The sequence below is a fragment of the Armatimonadota bacterium genome, assembly GCA_031432545.1.
GTDB classification, from domain to species: domain Bacteria; phylum Sysuimicrobiota; class Sysuimicrobiia; order Sysuimicrobiales; family Sysuimicrobiaceae; genus Caldifonticola; species Caldifonticola tengchongensis.
The window spans coordinates 13,500-34,839 of record JAVKGX010000015.1; the positions used below are offsets into that span (position 1 = coordinate 13,500).

At 67.7% G+C, this 21,340-nt stretch carries 21 protein-coding genes, 1 tRNA gene and 1 pseudogene; 15 read left to right on the forward strand and 8 right to left on the reverse strand.

The features are described 5' to 3' along the window. Nucleotides 1-164: 164 nt before the first annotated feature. Nucleotides 165-959 carry an aldolase/citrate lyase family protein gene (locus tag QN163_10345; GenBank protein ID MDR5684403.1) on the reverse strand — a complete coding sequence of 265 codons (795 nt, stop codon included), beginning with the start codon at nt 957-959 and terminating at the stop codon, nt 165-167. A gap of 198 nt (nt 960-1,157) precedes the next feature. Here QN163_10345 and QN163_10350 point away from each other — a divergent pair, with 198 nt between their 5' ends. Then, nucleotides 1,158-1,715 (forward strand): thermonuclease family protein, encoded by a 558-nt coding sequence (locus QN163_10350; GenBank protein MDR5684404.1) that lies wholly within the window; start codon nt 1,158-1,160, stop codon nt 1,713-1,715. Here QN163_10350 and QN163_10355 read toward each other — a convergent pair. Then, nucleotides 1,701-2,951, reverse strand: a complete 1,251-nt coding sequence (locus QN163_10355; GenBank protein MDR5684405.1) for an MFS transporter — start codon at nt 2,949-2,951, stop codon at nt 1,701-1,703. The two genes, QN163_10350 and QN163_10355, sit on opposite strands and share 15 nt — an antisense overlap. Before the next feature lie 139 nt (nt 2,952-3,090). Further along, nucleotides 3,091-4,518, reverse strand: a complete 1,428-nt coding sequence (merA, locus tag QN163_10360) for a mercury(II) reductase (GenBank protein ID MDR5684406.1) — start codon at nt 4,516-4,518, stop codon at nt 3,091-3,093. Between the two features lie 531 nt (nt 4,519-5,049). Here merA and QN163_10365 point away from each other — a divergent pair. The 6 genes and pseudogenes from QN163_10365 (at nt 5,050) to QN163_10390 (ending at nt 9,603) form a co-directional block, all read left to right on the forward strand. Continuing rightward, nucleotides 5,050-5,475: a periplasmic heavy metal sensor gene (locus tag QN163_10365; protein MDR5684407.1), complete on the forward strand. Its 426-nt coding sequence runs from the start codon at nt 5,050-5,052 to the stop codon at nt 5,473-5,475. A gap of 180 nt (nt 5,476-5,655) precedes the next feature. Continuing rightward, on the forward strand, nt 5,656-7,206 hold the full coding sequence (gene pruA / locus QN163_10370; GenBank protein MDR5684408.1) for an L-glutamate gamma-semialdehyde dehydrogenase: 1,551 nt from the start codon (nt 5,656-5,658) through the stop codon (nt 7,204-7,206). A gap of 9 nt (nt 7,207-7,215) precedes the next feature. Further along, on the forward strand, nt 7,216-7,428 hold the full coding sequence (locus QN163_10375) for a hypothetical protein (GenBank protein MDR5684409.1): 213 nt from the start codon (nt 7,216-7,218) through the stop codon (nt 7,426-7,428). A 14-nt stretch (nt 7,429-7,442) separates the two neighbouring features. Next, nucleotides 7,443-7,517, forward strand: a tRNA-Ala gene (locus QN163_10380). A gap of 338 nt (nt 7,518-7,855) precedes the next feature. Next, nucleotides 7,856-8,452: pseudogene (locus QN163_10385) on the forward strand (tyrosine-type recombinase/integrase). Nucleotides 8,453-8,646: 194 nt separating this feature from the next. Continuing rightward, nucleotides 8,647-9,603: a site-specific DNA-methyltransferase gene (locus QN163_10390; protein ID MDR5684410.1), complete on the forward strand. Its 957-nt coding sequence runs from the start codon at nt 8,647-8,649 to the stop codon at nt 9,601-9,603. Nucleotides 9,604-9,606: 3 nt separating this feature from the next. On the opposite strand, the gene QN163_10395 is transcribed toward QN163_10390, so the two are convergent. Further along, the gene (locus QN163_10395; protein MDR5684411.1) at nt 9,607-10,209 is read right to left on the reverse strand and encodes a hypothetical protein; all 603 of its coding nucleotides are present in this window, start codon (nt 10,207-10,209) and stop codon (nt 9,607-9,609) included. 464 nt (nt 10,210-10,673) lie between these two features. Between QN163_10395 and QN163_10400 the strand changes: the two genes are divergently transcribed. Both QN163_10400 and QN163_10405 read left to right on the forward strand, forming a co-directional pair. Then, the gene (locus QN163_10400; GenBank protein MDR5684412.1) at nt 10,674-11,321 is read left to right on the forward strand and encodes a transposase; all 648 of its coding nucleotides are present in this window, start codon (nt 10,674-10,676) and stop codon (nt 11,319-11,321) included. Beyond that, nucleotides 11,321-11,713, forward strand: coding sequence for a transposase (locus QN163_10405; protein MDR5684413.1), 393 nt, complete (start codon nt 11,321-11,323; stop codon nt 11,711-11,713). Before QN163_10400 ends, QN163_10405 begins: the two co-directional genes overlap by 1 nt. Nucleotides 11,714-11,922: 209 nt before the next feature. Here the strand turns inward: QN163_10405 and QN163_10410 are convergent, their stop codons facing one another. The 3 genes from QN163_10410 to QN163_10420 form a co-directional block, all read right to left on the reverse strand. After that, nucleotides 11,923-13,107 (reverse strand): bifunctional DNA primase/polymerase, encoded by a 1,185-nt coding sequence (locus QN163_10410; protein MDR5684414.1) that lies wholly within the window; start codon nt 13,105-13,107, stop codon nt 11,923-11,925. Nucleotides 13,108-13,113: 6 nt separating this feature from the next. Further along, nucleotides 13,114-14,145, reverse strand: coding sequence for a tyrosine-type recombinase/integrase (locus QN163_10415; GenBank protein ID MDR5684415.1), 1,032 nt, complete (start codon nt 14,143-14,145; stop codon nt 13,114-13,116). Between the two features lie 466 nt (nt 14,146-14,611). After that, complete coding sequence (locus QN163_10420; protein ID MDR5684416.1) at nt 14,612-14,815, reverse strand: hypothetical protein; 204 nt, start codon at nt 14,813-14,815, stop codon at nt 14,612-14,614. A 1,081-nt stretch (nt 14,816-15,896) separates the two neighbouring features. Here QN163_10420 and QN163_10425 point away from each other — a divergent pair. Both QN163_10425 and QN163_10430 read left to right on the forward strand, forming a co-directional pair. After that, on the forward strand, nt 15,897-16,334 hold the full coding sequence (locus QN163_10425; protein MDR5684417.1) for a DoxX family protein: 438 nt from the start codon (nt 15,897-15,899) through the stop codon (nt 16,332-16,334). Nucleotides 16,335-16,502: 168 nt separating this feature from the next. Next, nucleotides 16,503-16,649 carry a hypothetical protein gene (locus tag QN163_10430; protein ID MDR5684418.1) on the forward strand — a complete coding sequence of 49 codons (147 nt, stop codon included), beginning with the start codon at nt 16,503-16,505 and terminating at the stop codon, nt 16,647-16,649. A 139-nt stretch (nt 16,650-16,788) separates the two neighbouring features. Here the strand turns inward: QN163_10430 and QN163_10435 are convergent, their stop codons facing one another. Beyond that, entirely contained in the window at nt 16,789-17,421 is a 633-nt protein-coding gene (locus QN163_10435; GenBank protein MDR5684419.1) for a VOC family protein, read from the reverse strand. 137 nt (nt 17,422-17,558) lie between these two features. Between QN163_10435 and QN163_10440 the strand changes: the two genes are divergently transcribed. The 4 genes from QN163_10440 to QN163_10455 form a co-directional block, all read left to right on the forward strand. Continuing rightward, nucleotides 17,559-17,705, forward strand: a complete 147-nt coding sequence (locus tag QN163_10440; GenBank protein ID MDR5684420.1) for a hypothetical protein — start codon at nt 17,559-17,561, stop codon at nt 17,703-17,705. A gap of 196 nt (nt 17,706-17,901) precedes the next feature. Continuing rightward, nucleotides 17,902-20,460: a tetratricopeptide repeat protein gene (locus QN163_10445; protein ID MDR5684421.1), complete on the forward strand. Its 2,559-nt coding sequence runs from the start codon at nt 17,902-17,904 to the stop codon at nt 20,458-20,460. A 109-nt stretch (nt 20,461-20,569) separates the two neighbouring features. Continuing rightward, nucleotides 20,570-20,833 (forward strand): hypothetical protein, encoded by a 264-nt coding sequence (locus QN163_10450; protein MDR5684422.1) that lies wholly within the window; start codon nt 20,570-20,572, stop codon nt 20,831-20,833. 86 nt (nt 20,834-20,919) lie between these two features. Further along, nucleotides 20,920-21,340, forward strand: a 421-nt coding sequence (locus QN163_10455) for a hypothetical protein (GenBank protein MDR5684423.1), incomplete at its 3' end; no start/stop codon positions are given.

The following is a 21,340-nucleotide window of genomic DNA, read 5'->3' on the forward strand; positions in this document are numbered from 1 at the left end:
CAGTTCGCAGTTGAGTTAGGGATCAGCTCCACGACGTTCATCGAAGATCCTGGTGTCGGATACCGGGCGTCAGCCGCCGGGCCCCGCTCTCGTAGACCGCTGGGCCCGCAAAGGAGGATCGCTGCAAACCGCCCGCCTGCCCCTGGCTCCGTCTGCCACGGGTTTCAGTCCCTGGGATCCGCCGGGACCCGACGCACAGCCTCCAAAGCTGCGGTTGCCGCGCCGGCAAGCAGGCGCGCGTCCGAACTCAAGGCCACGAACCGGAATCCCTGGGCGATCCGCCGCAGCGCGTCTTCGGGCCCGGTGCACATCACGCCGGCGGCCTTCCCATGCCTCCGGGCGGCCTCAAGGACGCGGTCCACCGCATCCCGGAAGCCCTGGAACTCGAGGTCCCGCCATCGGTTGAGGTTTGCTGAGAGGTCGTTGGGACCCACGAACAGGACGTCTACGCCCGGGACTGCGGCGATTTCCTCCACCTGTTCGACAGCCCGCACCGTCTCGACCTGACAGACGACCAGGACTTCGCGATTCCACGCGGCGAAGTACTCCGGGAGGGTGGCGCCGTACCGGCTCGCGCGGCTCCCCGCCACGCCACGGATCCCCTCGGGCGGGTATTTGCACGCAGCCACGACGCGCTGCGCCTCTTCTGCACTGTCGACGAGGGGTACGACGACGCCGAGCGGCCCGCGGTCCAGCGCCCGCTTCAGCACCGCGGGATCTCCGGCTGGGACGCGCACCATGGGGACGACCGGTGTGCCGGCCATGGCGCGCAGCATGTCCTCCAGGGTTTCCCAGCCGACCGGGCCGTGCTCGAGATCTACCAAGAGCCAGTCCACCGGGAGCCCTGCGAGGATCTCCGCCACGGATGGGGCAGGCAAAGTAAGCCAGTAGCCGATGACCACCTCTCCTTCCCTCAGGCGCTTTTTCACGCGGTTGTCGAGCGTGTAACGCTGCGTCATGCCACCCTCCCCGCTCGCGGGTATGCCTTGCTATCCGTTTCGAAAGACCACTCCCCCGTTGAATTGGGTTGTGAAGGCCCCGGCGGCTGTCTCGACAAGGATGATAGGTTCACTTGGCCGCCGCCGCGATCCGATCCTCCGGCGGCCCCGCACCCCCCCGGGAGGATGACGTCCCGGCCGTGGCTAGAATTAGCCAGCATGAACCGACTGTCGGCCCGGCGCTGGCTCCGCCTGAGCACCCTCGGGCTGTTGGTGCTGTCGCTGGGTCCCGCCCCGGTTCGCACGGCCTGCACGATGCCGCCACAGCCGGACGGGCTGGTCGCGGCCCGGGTGATGCGGATCGTGGACGGCGACACGGTGCGGGTCGCGCTGTATGGGGGTGGCAGCTGGCCGTTGAGATTGCTGGGGATCGACACGCCCGAGGTCTTCCAGAGCGAGAAACTCGACCGTGATGCGCGCGACAGCGGACGGTCCAAAGAAGCGATCCAGGCCTTGGGTCGGCTGAGCTCCAGGTACACCCGCATGCACCTGGACGCCAAAGACGTCGGCTTGGAGTTCGACGTTCAGCGGTGGGATCGCTTTGGCCGGCTGCTGGCGCACGTCTGGCTGTCGGATGGGAGGCTGTTCAACCTGCAGATCGTGCGCGACGGCTACGCACAGGTCCTGACCATCCCGCCCAACGTCAAGTACGCAGACCTGCTGCTCGCATGCCAGCAAGAAGCCCGCCGGCACAACCGCGGTCTATGGGGTCGCTGACACCCCCTCTGCGGAGACCCGCAGGCTCCACCGCAGGGCCGCCAGCATGAACGCGGCGCCGGGCAGGAAGAATGCACGGAAACCCAGCAGATCCACAACCGCACCGTACAGCGGCGCCGACACCAACCCTGCCACCGCGATCGCCAGGTTCCAAAGCCCTGTGTAGGTGCCGGCCTGCTCGGGCGGAGTGAGGTTCACGAGCACGGGGTAGGAGTTGGTGATCACCAAAGCGTACGCGACGCCGCCCGCTGCGAACGCCAGGTAGTGCACGAGCGGGTAAGGGAACGCCACGAGCAGCGCAAACGCTGCCAGCACGCCTCCCAGTCCCCAGCGTACGGCGCGCAGTCGTCCGGTCCGATCCCCCAGGTACCCGGCAGGCACGGCGGCCGCGATGAACGGCAATACGAAGACGCCGAGCATCATCGTCGCCGAAGGGGCGTCCAGACCGAGGTGGTGTACGCCGTAACGCGTGAACATGTTCTGCACGCCGTTGATCGCCGCGACCCACGCCGTGCATGCCAGCAGCAGGTAGTACACGCTGCGGTTCGGGCCACGCAGCACCACGCGCAGGGTGGGCCCGATCTGCCCTGCAACGACGCCCTCCCCGATGGGTGCGGGCGGGCCCGCAGTCCCCTCGCCGAGAGATCCCCCACGGGCGTCTTCCGCGTACAGCAACGACATCCTCCGCTCGCGCACCACGAGGAAGATCACCAACAATGCGGCCACGAGCACGACGCCCGCGGCGTCGAACGGGAGAGTCGGCGACCTCCCATAGAGGGGAGACAGAGCGAAGAGGGCGGTCAGTGTGCCCAAGCCGGCCATCAGGCTGAGGATACCGTTTGCGCGGCCGCGGAAGCGCCTCGGCGTCACGTCCGGCATCAGGGCCATGCTCGGACTCGTGAAGGAGAACATCGCGACGTTCATCAGGAGCGTGACCGCCAGCAGCGGGACCAGACCGTCCACGCGTGGGATCCATGCGAACAGCACGGCGGTGAGCGGCGCGCCGACGAGCAAAAAGGGCAGACGCCGCCCGATCCGGGTGTCGATGCGGTCGCTGAGCGCGCCGGAGTACGGCTGCACCGTGACCGAGGCGATGTTGTCGAGGATCATCACGAGCCCGATCAGGGTGTTGCTGGTGAGGAACCGACCGTACAGCAGCGGCAGGTAGGCGTCGTACAGGCCTCGCACGGCCTGCACGCCGAAGTAGCCGAGGCCGATCGCGGCCGTCACGCCCACGCGAAAGCGTGTAGCGTCCGGGGTCGCCGAACGAACCGCTCTGTCCGGTGTCACGAGTGCAGACAGACTTCCGGTGCGCCGATGATCGGTCAGGGTTCGGGCCGGCGCTCGAATTCCCTCCCCGCTGGCCTAATCCGGATCACTCGGCACAGCACGACAGGCGCTCGACGTCCTTGTAGAACGAGAGCGCAACGATCTTCAGCGCCTCCGCCATCGTCGGGTAAACATGGACCAAATCGATGAAGTCGTGCACGGTGGCTCCGAATCGAAGCGCCATCGCCGCTTCGTGGATCACCTCGCCTGCGTCGACGCCGACCATCGACACACCCAGGACCCGGGTGCTGCCCGCTTCCACGACCATCTTGACGACACCGCGCGGATCGCGTACCGCGGCCGCCCGCGGGACCAGCGCCATGGGAACGGCACGGCACGAGCAGCGGTAGCCATGCCGCTTGGCCTCCGCGTCCGTCAACCCGACGGTGGCAACCTGAGGATCCGTGAAGATCGTCCGCGGGACCACGCTGTGGTCCACCCTTCGCGATTCGGTGCCCAGCGCGTTGGTCGCAGCGATGACGCCGTCATGTGCGCCGACCGGCGTGGCCTGGTGTGCATCCCACTGGCGTCCGATGACGTCGCCCGCTGCCCATACTTTCGGCGCGGTCGTTCGCAGGAATGCGTCGACGACCACGAAGCCAGCCTCGTCGGTACGTACCCCGACGTGCTCGAGGCCGAGGCCGTCCGTATTCGGCTTCCGACCCGCGGCGACGAGCAGATGATCTGCCCGAAAGGTGACTTCGCGTCCCTGCCGTTCACCCGTCACCGCGACGCCATCTCCCTCGGGGCGGACCGCCCGGACGGCGATGCCGGTGACCACGTTTACGCCCTCGTCGACGAGCGCCCGCGTAATCGCCCCCGACACCTCGGGCTCGTGCGACGGCAGCACGCGCGGGCTCCTTTCCAGGATCGTGACCGCGCTACCGAAACGGCAAAACATCTGGCCCAGCTCCAGGGCGATGTATCCGCCGCCCACCACCACGAGCGACCGCGGGATTTGCGCCAACCCGCTTCCTCCGGCCGACTCCAGCAGGTCGGACGTCAGGTACGGGACGCGATCGAGGCCCTCGATCGGAGGCAAGAAGGGGCGCGAACCGGTCGCGATCAGCACGTGCTTTCCGACCAGCCGCCGCCCGTCCACCTCGACCACGCCGTCGGGACCGAAGCGCGCCCGACCGGGATACACGGAGATCCGTTCGGAGTCGTTCACGATCGCCGCGTACTTCTTCTCCCGGTAGGCATCGATGACCTCGTCCTTCTGCGCCACGAGCGCGGCGAAGTCCACGTCCATGCCCTGACAACGCAGGCCCGGATAGCGCGGGCGGCGCGCATCCCACACGATGCGCGCGGCCTCGATGAGGTTCTTGCTGGGCAGGCACCCGCGGTTGACGCACGTCCCCCCGAGTGTTCGGCTCTCCGTCATCGCCACGGTGAACCCGAGCTCTGCCGCCCGAATCGCTGCGGCGAACGCCGTCGAGCCCGATCCGAGGATCACGAGGTCGTAGGCATCCACTCTGGCTCACCTCCCAAGATGCCAACGGACATCGAGCCGGGTGCCGCGGCTCGGTGCCCACGCTCCCCAAGCACGCGCCCCGTCCTCATGCTATACGTTCGACTCGACGGGAGGGTCAGGGGAGGCGCGGAAGGTCCTGGCGGACGAGGATGCCCTCCCCGGGCCTACCCGGTCCGATACCCCCGACGTACGGATGGCCGCCCTTCCACGGTTCCCAGCGAGCAGGAACCCGGCCACGCCCGGCCTTCGGACGCCTTTGACCCCGCCGGGCGGAGGCCCTTGCGGGCCCGGGCGTGGCCTTCGCGAGGGTCGGATCCCGCCGGCCGGCAAGCCCATGATCGAGCCGGTCAAGGGCAAACTCTGGCATAGGTGTCCTGACACCGGCCCGTTCCCTTCGGGTAGCCTTGGCCGACGATCGAACCTTCGCGGCTTGGACTAAACTTCGCCGCCGCTCCAACGGTCTCATCGGTCGGAGTTCACAGCACCCACACAAGTCGCGCTACAGCCGCGGCAGATGCACGGAGGTGAGGCGTGAGAAGGTCCGTTTCCCTTGTCGCCCTTGGGCTCGCCATCGTCGTGGCAGCGGGGCCGTGGCTCATGGTCAACCCACCGGAGGCGTTCGCCCAGCAGTCGCGTGCCCGGCGCCAGCCCTGCCTCACCGAGGCGCAACGCCGCCAGGCCGAGGCGATCTTCGATCGGCACCGCGTGCCCTTGCGGAACGCGCGCTTCCGGGTCGCTGACGAATCCCGGGCCCTGCGCCGCTTGCTCATCGCCGAAGGCACAACGCGCGCGCAGCTGGACGCCCAGGCCGCCCGCCTGGCCGAGGCCCGCAACGCGGCCCAGCGTGCGCGGATCGACTTCCTCTGGGAACTTCGGGCGGTCCTACCCGCCGACCAGCGCGAGCGCGCCATACGCTGCCTCATGCAGCAGTGGACGGGGCGCATGCGTCGCCGCTGACGCTCGCCGGAAACCCCACGGGCGCTAACCCGAGCCTCGGTTCCTGGTACCGAGGTGGACCGGGCCGCTGATGGCGTTCGTGCCATCCCTGGGACGCATCCACTATGATGAGCATGGTGGTCGGCGGCCGACCCTTTGCGGGTCGGGCGCCGGCTGTCCACTCTTGTCGGGAGGTCCTCGATGGCGCTTCCAGAGTTTCGCAACGAGTCGTTCTCGAACTTCGACGACGATGGCCCCCGGCAGGCGATGCGCGACGCGCTGACGGCGGTCGAAGCGCAGCTGGGTCTAGAGCTGCCGCTGGTGATCGGCGGAGAGAGGCTGTACGCGGCCGAGAAGTTCGAATCCTTCAACCCCTCTCGGTCGGACCAGGTCGTGGCAATCGCACAGAAGGGGCAAAGCGAGCACGTTGAGCGCGCGGTCGAGGCCGCCTGGCGTGTGTTCCCGGAGTGGAAGCGCGTCCCGCCCGAGGAAAAGGCCGCCCTGTTCTTGCGCGCTGCCGATCGGTTGCGCCGTCGCAAGTTCGAAGCCCAGGCGTGGATGATTTTCGAGGTCGGCAAGAACTGGGCCGAAGCCGATGGGGACGTCGCCGAAGCCATCGACCACCTCGAATACTTCGCGCGCGAGATTCTCCGGTACGCGGAAGGCCGACCGACGACGTGGCACCCACAGGAAGTCTCGTACTACTCATACGAGCCGATCGGAGTCGTCGCGGTCATCCCGCCGTGGAACTTCCCCCTGGCGATCCCGATGGGCATGGCGCTGGGCGCGATCGCCGCCGGCAACACCGTGGTGATGAAGCCCAGCAGCGACTCGCCCGCGACGATCTACCCGTTCGTGGAGGTCATGGAGCAGGCCGGTCTGCCGCCGGGCGTGCTGAACGTCGTCACCGGATCCGGATCGGTCGTCGGCGACGGGCTCGTGAACCACCCCCGCGTCCGGATGGTGGCGTTCACCGGCTCCCGCGATGTCGGCTGCCGCATCTACGAGCAAGCCGCGAAGGTCCAACCGGGGCAGATCTGGCTGAAGCGTGTGATCGCGGAGATGGGCGGCAAGAACGCGGTCATCGTCGACGAGGAGGCAGACCTGGACGAGGCCGTCGCCGCCGCGGTCGCTTCCGGGTACGGGTTCCAAGGCCAGAAGTGCTCGGCCGGCTCGCGGCTCGTGGTCACCGAGAAGGTGTACGAGGACGCGCTGGAAGCCTTCACCGCGCGCGTGCGCGCCTTGGAAGTCGGTCCGGCGAAGGACAACTATCCGGTCGGTCCGGTCATCAACGAGCGCGCGATGCGTACGATCCTCGACTACATCCGGATCGGCAAGGGCGAAGGACGCCTGCTGGCCGGGGGCGAGCCGGGCGACAGCGGTGGATACTACATCCAGCCGACGGTGTTCGCCGACGTCCCGCGCCAGGCACGCATCGCCCAGGAAGAGATCTTCGGTCCGGTCGTCGCAGTGATCAAGGCGCGCGACTTCGCCGACGCGCTGGATATCGCCAACGGCACCGAGTACGGGCTGACCGGCGCGGTCTTCACGCGCAACCCGGACAAGATCGCCAAGGCGCGCGCGGAGTTCGCCTGCGGCAACCTGTACATCAACCGCAAGTGCACCGGCGCGCTGGTCGGCGTGCACCCGTTCGGAGGGTTCAACATGAGCGGGACGGACGCGAAGGTGGGTGGACCGGACTACCTGCTATACTTCCTGCAGCCGAAGGTCACGTCGATCAAGCACCGCTAGGGGCCGGTCGTGCACAGGTTACGCGCCGACGAGTGGATCTGGGACGAAGAGCGCAGCGTCCTTCGTTTCGTCAACAGGGGTGAGGTCGTCGCTGAGGTGGCGCTGACCGGCGACGCACTGGACCTCTGGCGAAAGGCGCTGGAAGCCGGCACCGACATCGACGAGGTCGTGGCGGAAGCCCGCGCGCGCACCGAGCCGGAGGAACTGCAGAAGATCGACTGAAACGGACCGGTCACGGGGACGTAGCTCAGCGGGAGAGCACCTGCTTTGCACGCAGGGGGTCGGGGGTTCGAATCCCCTCGTCTCCACCAAGCCAGTCAGGACGCGGGTTTCAGCCGTTGAGCCCCTCGCGAGACCAGCCGAAAAAGCGGGGACTCACCCCCTCACTGATGCTGTCGAGGCGTTCCTGCTCACGAAGCGCGTGGCCTGATGTACTGAGGCCACGCTCCAGGTCTACACCTGGTGGCTGCGCCGGCTGCTGGTCGGGGTCGAGGTGACGGCGCTCAGTATGCGCCAGTTCCTCGTCACCCTCCAGGCCGCCTCTCTGTCCCTGAGCAGCCAGCACCAGGCGTACCGGACGCTCAAGACGTTCTTCCGGTGGTGCGTTGACGCCGGCGTGCTCGCCGAGAGCCCTCGGCGCGGATTCACCATGCGCACGCCGAAGACGCTCCCCGACGTGCCCTCCGAGGACGAACTGCGCGCCGTGCTTGCGGCGTGCCCCGACACCCTCGAAGGGATCCGCAACCGTACCATGGTCCTGACCCTCGCCGACGCTGGCCTGCGCGCCGGCGAACTGCTGCACCTGCTGGTCGAGGACTGGCGGGCCTCCGACCGCGGCCTGTTCGTGCGCGCCGGCAAAGGCTGCAAAGACCGCGTGGCCTTCATCGGGCCGACCACGACGCGGGCCCTGAAGGCGTGGCTGGCCCGGCATCCGTAGCCGTCACCCGAGGCGTTCCTGTTCACAGACCGGCATGGGAAACCGCTCAAGTACCGCCACCTAGTGCAGATCCTCCACCGGCTCTCGGCCAAGGCCGGCCTGCCACCGCACCGACGGCTGCACCCTCACGCGCTCCGACACTTCGCGGCGACGGCCTGGCTTCGGGCGGGCGCGGGGTTGGACGAAGTGCGCCGGTTACTGGGGCACGAGAGCCTGAATACCACGCTGCGCTACAGCAGCCTGGTAGGAGCCGACCTGCAGCGGGCGCACCGGAAGGCTGGGGCGATTGAACGGCTGTGGCTGGAGTGAAGGCCTCTGCGCTGGCGTGGGTAGCATGGGGTCTCGGGAGGTGAGCGCGCAGTTCGGAAGAGCGAGCCTGCTCGAAAGCCCCTTCCCGCCCCGGGACGGAGGCGGACAAGCGGCCGATAATCTAGGTGAGAGGACTGGCATGCCCGGAGGAGAAGCAAAGCAGGAGCCTTTCAGTCTCCTGGAGGAGGAACCCGATGGCAGAGGTTGACATCATCCACCACGCCTCGTGTGAGGACCTCTCCGCGCTGGAAGACAACTCCGTCACCCTCACGGTGACCTCGCCGCCATACTGGAACGCGATAGACTACGACATCCATGAGAGGGACCCGAACCGCTGGTACCGGACGCGGAAATACGCCTTCGGGTACAAGGAATACGACGAGTACCTGGACTGGGTCGAGCGCATCTTCGGGGGTGTCCTCGCCAAGACCCGACCTGGAGGCTACTGCGCCGTGGTCATCGGCACGGTCCTGCTGAACGGCCGCCACTACCCCGTCCCGTTCGACCTCGCCGCCCGGCTGTCCAGGTCCGGATGGGAGTTTCACCAGGACATTGTCTGGCACAAGGTCACCGGCGGGGTGAAGCGTGCGGGCGTCACCATCCAGAAGCCCTACCCCGGCTACTTCTACCCGAACATCATGACGGAGTACATCCTTGTCTTCCGTAGGCCCGGCAAGGCGATCTACACAGGCCGGTCCCGGTCGAGCCTGGACAGGGCCCGCATCCCCATCAACCGCGTGTTCACGATGGACGTGGCCAACACGGTCTGGCATATCGCGCCGGTTCCACCGGGCCACCTCCACCACCCCTGCCCGTTTCCCGAGGAAATCCCGTACCGGCTTATCCAGTTGTACTCGTATCCCGGCGACCTCGTGCTAGATCCGTTCGCGGGAAGCGGGCAGACGCTGAAGGTCGCCAAACACCTGGGGCGGCACTTCGTGGGTTACGACACGGTGAAGAAGTACGTGTATTACGCCCAGCGCCGGTTGGACGAGCCGCTCGCGGTCCGGCAGAAGCAACTGATTGCCGTGTTCGATTCCGTTCCCATAGATTCGCCTCTAGCGGGGCCGGGCAGGCATGGGAAGGGCCACGGTCCGAGGAGGCGGCCGAGAGCCCGCCGCGAAGAGGAAATGCTCCTCCTGTTCACCTGAAGGCTATTTGAACTTCCTCAGAGTGGGGAACCTTTCCAAGAGTTCGTGGGCCACGGCTTCGCTGGCCATTCTTGTGCGATCAAGGTTTGTCGACTTCTGGGCGATTTTGCAGCGCAAGAGGTACTCCGGTTGCCTAGCCAGGAATTCCGTAAGGTTTCGCCGCTTCAACAGCACAGCGTCGCCGCTCGACACCGTCGCGTGTGGCAGAAGTTCCGGGTCCGCGTAACCAATCCCGATGCCGGTCAGGACGAAGATGGTGGCCTCCCGCCAGCCCCCGCCGACGCCTCCGCCCAGGACGTTTATGAGCCGAATCTGGCCTGTACCCGTGAACTCGCCCTTGACGGAGAAGCCTTCCGTGCCGGGTACTGAGATGTCGATGCGCGGGTGGACCTTGCCGACATTCGTGGCATCTATCCCGGCGGCCCGCATGGCGGCACCAATGATGCGTTCAAGGACTCCGCCGACAACGAACCTGTTTTCGTGTATGGTCGTGTTGTACTCGGACAGCAAGACCTCGATTACGGATTCGACCTCGGAGCGCAGTACTACGTTGCGTTCCAACTCGGTCTTGAACCGGCGAAAGACAGCGCGTTCCTGGTCGTACATGTCGTCCCACAGGTGCGGCTTTTGAGCATGTATTACGTCACGGAGACCCGATTGGCCTTTATCCGAGCGGGAGCCTTCCGCCACTCCGGGGTAGAGGCCGGACGGACGGGATGGGCGAGTCCGAAATAGCCTCGAACCGGGTGGACGTGGAGATTTGATGCCATCGTACTGGAAGGTAGCGCGACAAAGGCACCGCTGAAGGCAGTGACCGGATTCCAGCCAGCAAGCGACTTGCGCAGGAAAGCGCAATGGTGGCTGACCCGAGGGTGTTAACCCGCCGACCACGCCGGCGGCAACATCAGGGCGAGCGGCCATTCACCATCCGGCGGGATGGGGACTTCCGCTCAGGGAACCTTCTTTGGGATTTTGGGAGATTTTCTTGATGATATGAAAGCGCTGCGCCTCCAGACGGCGAATCTCTTGCTGAGCAGACAGCAAGAGCCGAAGAGAGGAGGCGCAGCACCATGCAGTATGTCGCGTTCGATGCCCACAAACACTACACCTGGGCCCGGGTGGAGCGGCCGGAGGGCACTGTGGTAGGGGAGCAGCGGATCGCGCACGAGCGTGGGGCGCTGCGGCGGTTCCTGGCGGGCTGTGAGCCCGGCTCGCCGGTGGCCATCGAGACAGTGGGCAACTGGTACTGGATGGTCGATGAAACGGAAGCAGCGGGGTACAGGCCCCAGTTGGTGCATGCGCACAAGGCCAAGTTGATGTTGGGGGTGGTGAACAAGACGGACCGACTGGATGCGCGCGGGATGAACCAGCTGCAGCGGACCGGGACGCTGCCCACGGTGTGGATTCCCCCAGGGGAACTGCGGGACTGGCGTGACCTCCCGCGGACGCGGATGGTGCTGGTGCGCCAGCGCACCCAGTTGAAGAATCGCATCCACGCGACGCTGGCCAAGTACGCGCTGACGGTCGGTGAGGTCGACGATCTGTTTGGAAAGCAGGGGCGCACACTGCTCCGCCAGCGGCTCGCCGAGCTGCCGCCGCAGACGGCGTTTGCGACGACGCGGGTGCTCGATCAGATTGAGACCCTCAACCACCAGGTCGACCTCTTTGAGCGGCAGATGGCGAACTCTTTGAGGTCACCGACGAGATCAAGCTGCTGATGACGCTCCCGGGCGTGGGTTTCATCCTGGCGACCGTGATCCTCGGAGAGATCGGCGATGTGGCCCGTTTTGGGCGCAGCGAGCAGCTCGCCGCCTATGCGGGTACCACCCCGCGGGTCCACGAGTCCGGAGGCCGGCGCCGCTACGGCCCACTGCGGGCGGACGTCAATCGCTATCTCAAATGGGCGTTTGTGGAGGCGGCCAATGTGGTCTGTCTGCACCGGGGGCGGCACCCGCAGCGCCATGTCAGCCGACTCTACGACCGCATCTACAAGCGGAAGGGGCATCAGAAAGCGATCGGAGATGTGGCCCGCCACCTGGCGGAGGCGGCCTACTGGGTGCTGACCAAGCGGGAGCCGTATCGCGAGCCGGGATCGTCCACGGAGGCGTAAGCGCGGGTTGCGTCTGAGCCCAGCGAGGCTCGTGACTTGATTGCGACACGCTTCCGGGACATCCTCATGCCAGCATCAGGGCGTAGAGATGACTCCGACGAGATCGGCGAAAGTAGACGAACCGGTAACCGAGACTCTTGACAGGCGCAGCGCTTTCAGAGATGACGGCGCTGCCCGCTTCCTGCCCAACACGCCACCCTACTTTCGCCCTACTCCGGCCGCACCCGACCGAGTTCGCCCGCGCCAGGCAGGAACAGGCTGATGCCACGATGCTTGCCGACGAAGCGAATTGTGCCGGCAGCCAGCAGCGTACAAACCAGCGCCCCAGCGGCACGTTCGTCGATGCGACACCAGGCAGAGACGAAGCGCCATGACAGCGGCACAGGCTTGCCCGGTTCGCGCAGCCAGTGGATGCCGAAGAGCAGCCGCACCATCTCAGACACAGGTGCGCCTACGCTGGCGGGGAATCGCAGCGGCACCACGGGTGGCCGAAGCAGACCGAGTTCGACCTGCAGCCTCGCCGCCCAGACGGCATGACTGGTGCCCGGGAGTTTCAAGGTGCGGCCGGCGCGAATGGAAGCGAAGACCTCGGGCACGGTGTAGACAGGCGGCCGGCCGGAGCCACCGTGCGCCTCTTCGCCGTCGCGTCGATGGAAGTCAACCAGCACGATGACGCCGTTCTCCCCGGCCCACCACGCCGCGGAAGCCCGGCGCTCCTCGTGCCCGGGCAGCGGGCACCTGAACCCTCGACCGAGTTCATCAGGCAACCCGAGGAGCCGCGCCGCCGCCGGCCAGACCCCTCCGACTGGACACCCTCCCAGTTCTTCACTACCTGAAAGACGAGGTGCAGCAAGATATGCATATGCATACCTTGCTGCAGTGGTCGTGGTGTTGACGTTGTGGAGTGTGTCTCTGGTGGCGGCAACACGGTCAAGCCACGCACGCGGCAAATCGGTCAGGTGGTCAAGGTCGAGCAACCAGTGCCGGCCAGCGCTCCGCGGTACCACGAGGAGGCCGGAGCCGAGGAATTCCAGGTCTGGCAACATCGCAGTCCTCGGCAGGGGTCCGGTCGTTCGGTAGAGCAGGTGGTGCCCTCGCCGCGCCTCGAAGGCGGCTGTTGGCGGCAGCGGGAGCCGCTCGGCTCGAACCGAGGCCACAGCAGCCGGGCCGTCGTGGTCCAAGTCGCCCAGCGAGAGACCAGGCCCACCGAGAATGACAGCGATATCGCCATCCGGGTACTCGCGTGCAAGTTCGCCGACCTCCGCGGCGGTCTGCCGTTCGTGCTGCCACCGGCTCCAGGCCACGGCCGACCGCTTCGTGCCGGGCACCACGGGCACAATGTTCAGGCCGTGCGCGTGGTAGGCCGGGGCATCGCTGGCGAACGCGCCGCTCATCGGCGCTCACCGCGCGGCCCGCAGGTGATCCATCGGGGAGGCGGTCGCGAACTTCGCGGCCAGGTCAGCCTGCGAAACCGCCACATATCGCAGGGCCATGATCAACGTCTCGTGGCGCAGAACGCGGCGGACGAGTTCCAAATCACCGCTACGCCGCCAAATGGCCGTGGCAGCGTAGTGCCGTAGCGCGTGCGGCCCGATGAGGCGGTCCAGCCCGGCGCGCCGGCTGAGCCGATGCAGGATGCGGCGGATGGCGTAGGGCCCCAGCGGCGACCCGTCGCGGGTGACGAACAGGAACGCTGCGGGCCTCGGGTCGGGATGGACGGCTAGCCAGGTCCGCAGCAGCGATGAGGTGGCCTCGCCGAAGAAGGCCAAGCCGTCCTTCTGGCCCTTGCCGGCGTGGACGTGAATCGTGCGGGCGGTGAAGTCGAGGGCCCCGATGCGAAGCCGGCGGGCCTCCTCCTTGCGCAGTCCGCTGTCGGCGAGCAGGGCAATCAGCGCGCGGTTGCGGCGGCCTTCGGGGGTGGACGGGCAGGCGGCCAGCAGCCTGCGGACGTGCCCATCCTCGGGCACACGCGGCAAGGTCTTGGGGAGGCGCATCGTCATCCCCGCCATCGAGTCGGCGGGCAGGCGGCCGGTGCGGACGCACCAACGGAGGAATGTTCGCAACGTTCGGAAGTGTTGATGCACCGACACCGCGCGCATCCGCTCGCGCAGGCCGGTGAGGTAGCGCTGGATGACGGAAGGCGTGCAGTCAGCGAGCCCGCCTCCGCCGACCGCCCGGACGAACCGCCAAAGGTTGGCGGCGTAGATATCCACCGTGCGAGCCGTGCAGTTTCCGACGCGCCGGCTGAGCAGGAACCCCTCGACAGCGTCGGAGAGGGTGGCGGGCGAATCCTCTGGCGGTACCAGTGCCGAGGAGGCGGGAGCAACACCAGCAGGCCGGCCCAACTCCTCCGAATGCTGCCTCGGGTTCCTCCGTCTCACCAGGCGGCCGACGACGGCCGTTTCCGAAGGGGCAGGCAGGCTGGGAGGCATCAGGATACCCCCTTGGCCTCTGACCCCTCAGCAGGATTGCGATTGGGCCTCGTGCACCGTTTCGGCCATTCCTGAAGGCGTCCCGGAGTCTCGCACGGCGGGCCTGCTCCTTGGCCGTGACTCGGCGTGGACCCGCGAACCGAACCGCCTCAAGGGGCAGGCTGAACTGATACCCGCACCCGACGCGCCCGACCTGTGCACCCCACGCCTGGGCGACGCGCAGCAGCCGGCGGGTCAACCGGGCTGAGTCTGTGTGAACGCACCAGTCGTCTTCGTCATCGGCGATGGTCAGCACGATCTCTCGCTCGGAAGCGGTCAGGGTGCGGCCAGGGGAAGATAGAGGGTTGCCCTTCGGCTGGCGGTGCCCGACAATGCCAGTGGCGGTGGACGTGGACTGAGCCATCTGCGTTCACCCCGGTGAGCACCGGCTGGGAGATGTGGCGACCCGCAGCCGGTGCTCGGCTTTCTAGCCCCGCTGCGGACCCTTCGCAACGTGCTGCCGCTCGCGCCGACGGATGAGCGCCACGAGCGCGGTCTCGGGAATGAGCCGACGGTCCGTCGCATCCCGCAGGTGCTTCAACTGCCCGGAGCGGCATAGCGCCCGCACCCGCTCGGAGGAGAGCGAAAGCCGTCGCGCGGCGAGGCCGACGGAGAGCAACGCGTCTTTCATCGTAACCACCTCACGTTTGAGTCTGGTTCGATTCTCTCTCCACGCCCCCGCCGCGATAACTGCGGACTCTCAAGCGCCCGGTAGCGCAAGGATTCTGCCTCCTGTCCCCTGAACATGAGGGGCGATGGTTCAGGAGGCGGCCCGCAAACAGCCGCGCAGAGTAAAGAAGCCCAGGGTCACGCGCAGGGCGCTTGAGCCGTTCTGGCTGACGCGCCCCGAGGCCGAAGCGAAGCGGCTTCGACGGAGAGGCAAGACGGTGCGGGAAATCGCCGCAGCCATCATCGCCCGCTTCGACGGGGTGAAGGGGGCGCGTCTCACGGACCGGGAGAAGTGGCAGGTGGACTCCCTGCGCACACTTGAAGAGCCGCGGGTTCACCGGACTATCCGTGAGTGGCTCGCCAAAGGGAAACTGCGGCGGGGCGAGCCGAAGCGCTCGCCGCCCGCGGTGCCCGTCTGGGTGGACCAAGTGCGATGCGCGGCCTGCGGTCGGCCGGAGGCCGTGCTACGAAAGGTCCTCACCCGGCGCGACTTGCACGGACGCGAGCAGGAAGAATGGGCAGCGCGGTTGTTGCCCCTCCTGCCGTCGGGCGAGGAAGGCTTCGGTTACTGCCGGACCTGCAAGCGCCACCGACGCTTTCGCGTCGAGGAGAGTCGGCGCATATCAGACGCCGAGGTCAAAGCCCTGGTCACCAACTGGGCAAAACAGCCGCGGCTGGCGCGCTCAAGGTTCCTCCTGGCCTGGCTGGGAGTGACCCAAGGAGGTGGACGCGATGGAACAGGCCACAGAAAAGCAGGGGCTCACCCCTCTAGAACCCGCATCAGGACTGGGTTTCATCGGTCGGGATGAGCCTCTGCTTTGCACGCAGGGGGTCGGGGGTTCGAATCCCCTCGTCTCCACCATTCCGTGCCCGCTTTCGAACCGCCCTGCCCCCGCCTCTGATCCTCGCCCGGCCGAGCCCGAGGACCGAGGGGGGAATACGAGCCGCCTCCCCTTCGTTTGTTCGGCCAGCGCGGACAGCCGTCTGCGGCAGCCGACAGGCGGCCGTGCCAGAGTCCAAAAACCGCAAGGGGGGCGACGATCGTGCTCGCAGACATCTTTTCTGCGGTGAGCGACTGGGGACTCTTGATCCTCCGGGTCGCACTCGGCGTGATCTTCATCGTGCACGGGTGGCCGAAGCTGAACCCCAACTCCCCGATCAAGGGGATCGCCGGGTTCGCCGGCTTCCTCCAGCAGTTGGGCGTTCCCGCGCCGCGGTTGTTCGCATGGGTCGTCGCGCTGCTCGAGGCGGTCGGCGGCGTCCTGCTGATCCTCGGACCGCTCACCCGCCTGATCTCCGTGGGACTGGCAATCGACATGCTGGTGGCGATCATCCTGGTGAAGCGCGGAATGGCCAAAGCACCCTTCGCGGATCCCAAGGGAGCCGGGTGGGAGTTCGAGTTCGCTCTGCTGGCCGCATCTCTCGCACTCGTGTTCACGGGTCCGGGAGCGATCGCGCTCCCATGGGGCGCGGGATGGTAGCGACTCGGCCGGGCCTGCAGCGTCCCACGCGCACACGCGGAACTCCGCTGGGGGACGAACGGTCTCACCTCTGATCGGGACGTACGGGCAGCGACTTTCGAGGCGTTCAGCCACTGGTTGGCGGGCGGGTGGTTCGGGAGACGACGGCTTCGAGCCTGGTTTGACGCCTTGGGCGATCGCCTGGTGGAGGGCGATCGGTCGTACGCGCTGGTCGAGCACGTCGACGAGATCGCGGCGACCAAGCCCACCGCGGCGGTCCGGCTGCCGCCGGGTTTCGATCAGTACTTGATGGGGCCCGGTACCGCGGACGGCTGAGTCGTGCCACCGAATCGACGTGCCCGCCGTGAGCCGCAGGCCAGCGGGATTTCGCCGGTGGCCCTCGCCGGCGCATCAACCGTCGGATAAGAGCCAACGGCACGCGCCCAAGGTTTTCCGGCCAGCGAGTCGGGTGTGACTACTTCAGTTCCACGCGCCCACGCGCACCTTCGATGGTCGCGATAAGCGCCGGCAGCGGGCCGACCTCGACCGGTACCTCGATGCCCAGCCGCGATAGCATATCCCGGACGCGCGGCGCGTCGGGATGTTCGGCACGCAACCCGACCCACGAGCCGCCCCGAGGCGCGGTCGCCGCCGGATGCGGGGAATCTTTCCAGTCGATGAAGAATGGTACGATGCCTTCGGCAACCGCGCACCAGGGGTCGGTCATCTCCCACGACAGCGCCACACCGTCGGGCCGCCGCCGGCTTGCGGACTTCACCCCGCCGATCGGTACACCCGCGCGGAGAGCCTCCCCTCTCAGCCGGCCCAGATCGCTCGCCCTGAGGAACCACGCCGCCAGCTTCGAGCCGCACAACTGATCGATCCCGAACGGCCGAGGCACGAGCGGAGGTGGTTGGTCGGGGTCGGGCGCGATGATCTCCAGGTACGTCATAGGTCCTAAGCCGACCAGGGCGTTGCGCGTCCCGATCCCGATGTGCTGGCCGCCAGCAGATGGCTGCACGCCCAGCAGTCCTTCGATCTCGGCGATACCGCGGTCTAGGTCCGGCGACGCGTAGACGAGGTGATCCACGTTTGGAGGAAGTCGCACGGCAACACCACGAAGCATACGGCCAGCGTCGCTCATCCGTCACCCCACACCGGCAACGTTCGCCGTCGGCGGTCCAAAGCGGTCAGGAGGCCATTCGTGCTGTTCCGATGAAGATCACAACGGGAGGAGGTGATGCCGTGCTGACGACGGTCGAGATCTGGCTGTGGGCGTGGTGGAGGAGGATCGCGCGAGACACGTCGGGACAGGCAGAAGCCCTCGTCGTCGCGCTGCTGCTGTTCTTGCTCATCCTGCTGGTCATGCACCAGCGCGTCGTGGTGCAGTGACGCACGCCCACGCATAGCGTCTGACACCAGGTGTCAGACACCGGCGAGGGCCGTCACCTCGCCGCTAACGCATCCGTCTGTCTCGAGGGGCTGAGGGCTTCCGGATGCCTGCGCGCATCGGCGGCGGCGAGGAGGAGTCCGATCGCTGAAATCTAAGGTCACCCGGGAGGCGTCAGTGGGCGCGCCGCAGCTTCCGGTGCAGACATCCCCGCTCGTCGGACGCGGACGGGAACTGGCTGAAGCGTGTCGGCACCTGTTGTCAGGTCAGATTCGCCTGCTTACCCTCACCGGGCCCCCGGGAGTGGGCAAGACGCGCCTCGCGGTGGAGGTCACGCGGGCTGTCCGAGGCCGCTTCGACCGGACGGCTTTCGTCGACCTGGTGCCCCTGCGCGATCCTTCCCTGCTACTCGGTCAGGTGGCGCACGCGCTGCAGGTCCGCACGGCTCGGCCTGCGGCGCTCCTGGAGAGGCTCGCGGGAGCCCTGCGGGGCCGCACAGTCCTCCTGTTGCTGGACAACTTCGAGCACCTGCTCCAGGCCGCAGAAGCCGTGGGCCGGTTACTGGAGACCCTCCCCGACCTCAAGGTGTTGGCCACCAGCCGTGAACCGCTCGGGTTGCGCTGGGAGCACCAGATGGCGCTCGAGCCCCTGGAACTTCCGGACCTGCGGAACCTCCCTTTCCCGGCGCACCTGGCCGCGGTACCCTCCGTCGCCCTCCTGCTGGCCCGTGCCACCGCGGTCCTCCCCACGTTCCGCATCAACCCCGCCAACGCGCACGCGGTGGCAGAGATCTGCGTCCGCCTCGACGGGCTTCCGCTGGCGCTGGAACTGGCAGCCCCGGTGCTCAAGGTCCTTTCGGCCCAGGCGGTCCTGGAACGCCTGGACCACCGCCTCTCCCTCCTCACACGGTCCGCCCGGGACCTGCCAGAGCGGCACCGCACCCTGCGGGCCGCGGTGGGGTGGAGCTACGCCCTGCTGCCCCCTCGGGAACAGAGCGCCTTCCGCGCCCTCAGTGCATTCCCCGGTGGGTGGAACGTGGACGCCGCGACAGCGGTCTGCGAGTTGGAGCGAGGCGAGGCGTTAGACGTGATCCGTGGCCTCGTGGACAAGAGCCTCGTCCGCAGCCAGTCGGTCGGGGTGGAGTCGCGTTTCCGAATGTTGGACACCATCCGGGAGTTCGGGCTGGAACGGTTGGAGGCGGCCGGTGAGCGCGAGGGAGTGGAAGCTCGTCTCGCACACCACCTGCTGGCCGTGGCGGAACGGGCCGGCCGGGCCCTTCGAGGCCCAGAGCAGGGGCAGTGGCTCGCGGTACTGGAGGAGGAACACGACAACCTGCGCCACGTGCTGGAGTGGTCGGCGCAGGTGGGGGACCACGACACCTTGCGGCGGCTGGCGGCTTCCCTGTGGCCCTTCTGGAACGTGCGGGGCCACTGGGCGGAGGGGTACAGCTGGACGCGCGCGGCCGCGGCCACCGCGGACCAGGCCGCACAGAGCGAACGTGCCCGCCTCCTCTGCGGGGGTGCTGTGCTGGCCTGGCGGTGCCGAGACTACGGGGCCGCCCGCCAGCAGGCGGTGGAAGCCGCGCGCCTGGGGCTCCGGCTGGGAGACCGAAGCCTCGCGGCACACGCTCTCCGGACCCTCGGTTTGGTGGCGCGGGACCGCGGCGAGTGGGAACGCGCCTCCCGGCTGGCGGGGCGGAGTATCGTCCTGTGTCGGGAGAGCGGGGACCTTCACGGCCTGTCGTCCGCGCTGCGGCTGATGGGGCTGATCGCCATCGAACGGTGCGGCTTCCCGGAGGCGCGCGAGCCCTTCGAGGAGAGCCTTGCCTTGAGCCAGGCGCTGCAGGACGCGCGCGGCGTGGCCTGGTCCCTGTACGGCCTCAGCGTGGTAGCCCTGGCAGGTTCACAGCCGGCCGCCGCCCGATCCTATGCTGAGCGGTGCCGCCAGGTTTTCGCAGACCTCAGCGACCAAGACGGCGTGTCTACCGCCCTGAACCACCTGGCTCGGATCGCCTGGGCGCTGGGGGACCTGCCACAGGCACGGGCACTCTACGAGGAAGCCCTCGCGATTCGCAGGGATCTGGCGGACCCGGGGCGCGTGGCCTCCACCCTGGTGGAGCTCGCGGGGCTGGCGCAGGCCGAACAGCAAAAGCGGGAGGCGGCCCGGCGGTACTTGGAAGCCCTCCGCCTGTACCAGGAGGAGTTCGACCCCATGGGCGTGGTCTACGCAGCGGAGGGGCTGGCCATCCTGGCCGCGCGCCGGGGGTACGCCACGGTTGCAGCCCACCTGTTGGGCTACGCGGACGCTCAGCGGCGCGCAGTCCACGTCTCCCTCGACCGCCCGAGGATCCCGGGCATGCCCGCCCGGTCCGACCTGCTCGAGACGCTGGGCACGGTCAGGTCCGCACTCGCTGCCGACTTCGAACCCGCCTACGCCGAAGGAGCGCGCACATCCCTGGCGTGGCTGGTGGCGGAGGCAGCCGCTCTGACCGCCGACACGGAAGGGAGCTCCCCACGCGGTGGGCTCAGCCGGCGCGAGCAGCAGGTAGCCCAGCTGGTGTCCCAGGGTCTGACGAACCGGGAGATCGCCGCGCGACTAGTTGTATCCGAGCGCACGGTCGACAGTCACGTGCTGCACATCCTCAACAAGCTTGGCTTCCGATCCCGGGCCCAGATTGCCGCATGGGCCGTGGAGCAGGGAATCGCCTCCTCCGCGGGCACCGCGTACGGTGGGGAGGGGGCGGTCGGGAAGTCCTAGCTCTGAAGCTCCCGGAAGATCCCGAGCGCAGTCCGCCTTTCCACGGATGTTCTGCCGCTGTCCTCTCCCCTATGCTTCGAGTGTCCTTGCACCTCCCTGGAGGTCATCCATGCCGCTGTACATCGCGGACTGCGACGTTCCGGGCATTCCCCCGGAGCAGGTGCGGGATCTGGCGGTGCGCGCCCGCGCCGCGTGCGAGGAAGCGGCCCAGGGCACCGGGGTGCACTACCTCCTGACCCTCTGGATCCCCGCGGACTGGCGGGTCATGGTCCTCTTTCAGGCGCAGAGTGCCGACGCGGTCCGGGCCGTCTGCCAGGTGGCGCGCACCCCGCTCCTGCGGGTGGTGGAGGTTGTGGAGGTCTGTGGGACCTAGAGAGGGCGATATCCGCCTTTTCACGGATGGCGGGATCCATCGCGTGGGCTACCCTGCACCCACAAGGCTCAGAGGAGGTGGTCAGCATGGTCCGGTGGCATCGCGGTCTCGCCGTCGCGGCCGTGGTGGCCCTGGTGTTGGTGGCTCCGCCACCCGCCAAGGCCCAGGCTCGCACGTGGACGGTGGTGGCCGGAGGACTCACGCGGGACGGGAGCGTGTGGTCCAACGCGTTCCACCCGCGGGAGGTGGACGTCACGGTGGGGGACGTGGTGGAGTGGCAGTTCGCGGGCTTCCACAACGTGGCCTTCGCGGGCGGGGGCAAGCTCCCGCCGCTTGTGGTGATGGAGGACAAATCCGCATACCTCAACCCGCAGGTGGCCTTCCCTGTGGGTTCAGCGGAGTACGACGGGCAGGGCTACCGGAACTCCGGTGTCCCCCCGGAGGACCTGCGACTCTGGGCCTCCCGGCAACACCGCTACCGCCTGCGTTTTGTCAAACCCGGCACCT

Bases quoted from the DNA above. Each gene is read 5' to 3' on its own strand.
- QN163_10345 (MDR5684403.1), bottom strand. From the start codon at position 959: ATGACGCAGCGTTACACGCTCGACAACCGCGTGAAAAAGCGCCTGAGG.
- QN163_10350 (MDR5684404.1), top strand. From the start codon at position 1,158: ATGAACCGACTGTCGGCCCGGCGCTGGCTCCGCCTGAGCACCCTCGGG.
- pruA (MDR5684408.1), top strand. From the start codon at position 5,656: ATGGCGCTTCCAGAGTTTCGCAACGAGTCGTTCTCGAACTTCGACGAC.
- QN163_10390 (MDR5684410.1), top strand. From the start codon at position 8,647: ATGGCAGAGGTTGACATCATCCACCACGCCTCGTGTGAGGACCTCTCC.
- QN163_10395 (MDR5684411.1), bottom strand. From the start codon at position 10,209: ATGTACGACCAGGAACGCGCTGTCTTTCGCCGGTTCAAGACCGAGTTG.
- QN163_10400 (MDR5684412.1), top strand. From the start codon at position 10,674: ATGCAGTATGTCGCGTTCGATGCCCACAAACACTACACCTGGGCCCGG.
- QN163_10405 (MDR5684413.1), top strand. From the start codon at position 11,321: ATGACGCTCCCGGGCGTGGGTTTCATCCTGGCGACCGTGATCCTCGGA.
- QN163_10410 (MDR5684414.1), bottom strand. From the start codon at position 13,107: ATGAGCGGCGCGTTCGCCAGCGATGCCCCGGCCTACCACGCGCACGGC.
- QN163_10415 (MDR5684415.1), bottom strand. From the start codon at position 14,145: ATGCCTCCCAGCCTGCCTGCCCCTTCGGAAACGGCCGTCGTCGGCCGC.
- QN163_10420 (MDR5684416.1), bottom strand. From the start codon at position 14,815: ATGAAAGACGCGTTGCTCTCCGTCGGCCTCGCCGCGCGACGGCTTTCG.
- QN163_10450 (MDR5684422.1), top strand. From the start codon at position 20,570: ATGCCGCTGTACATCGCGGACTGCGACGTTCCGGGCATTCCCCCGGAG.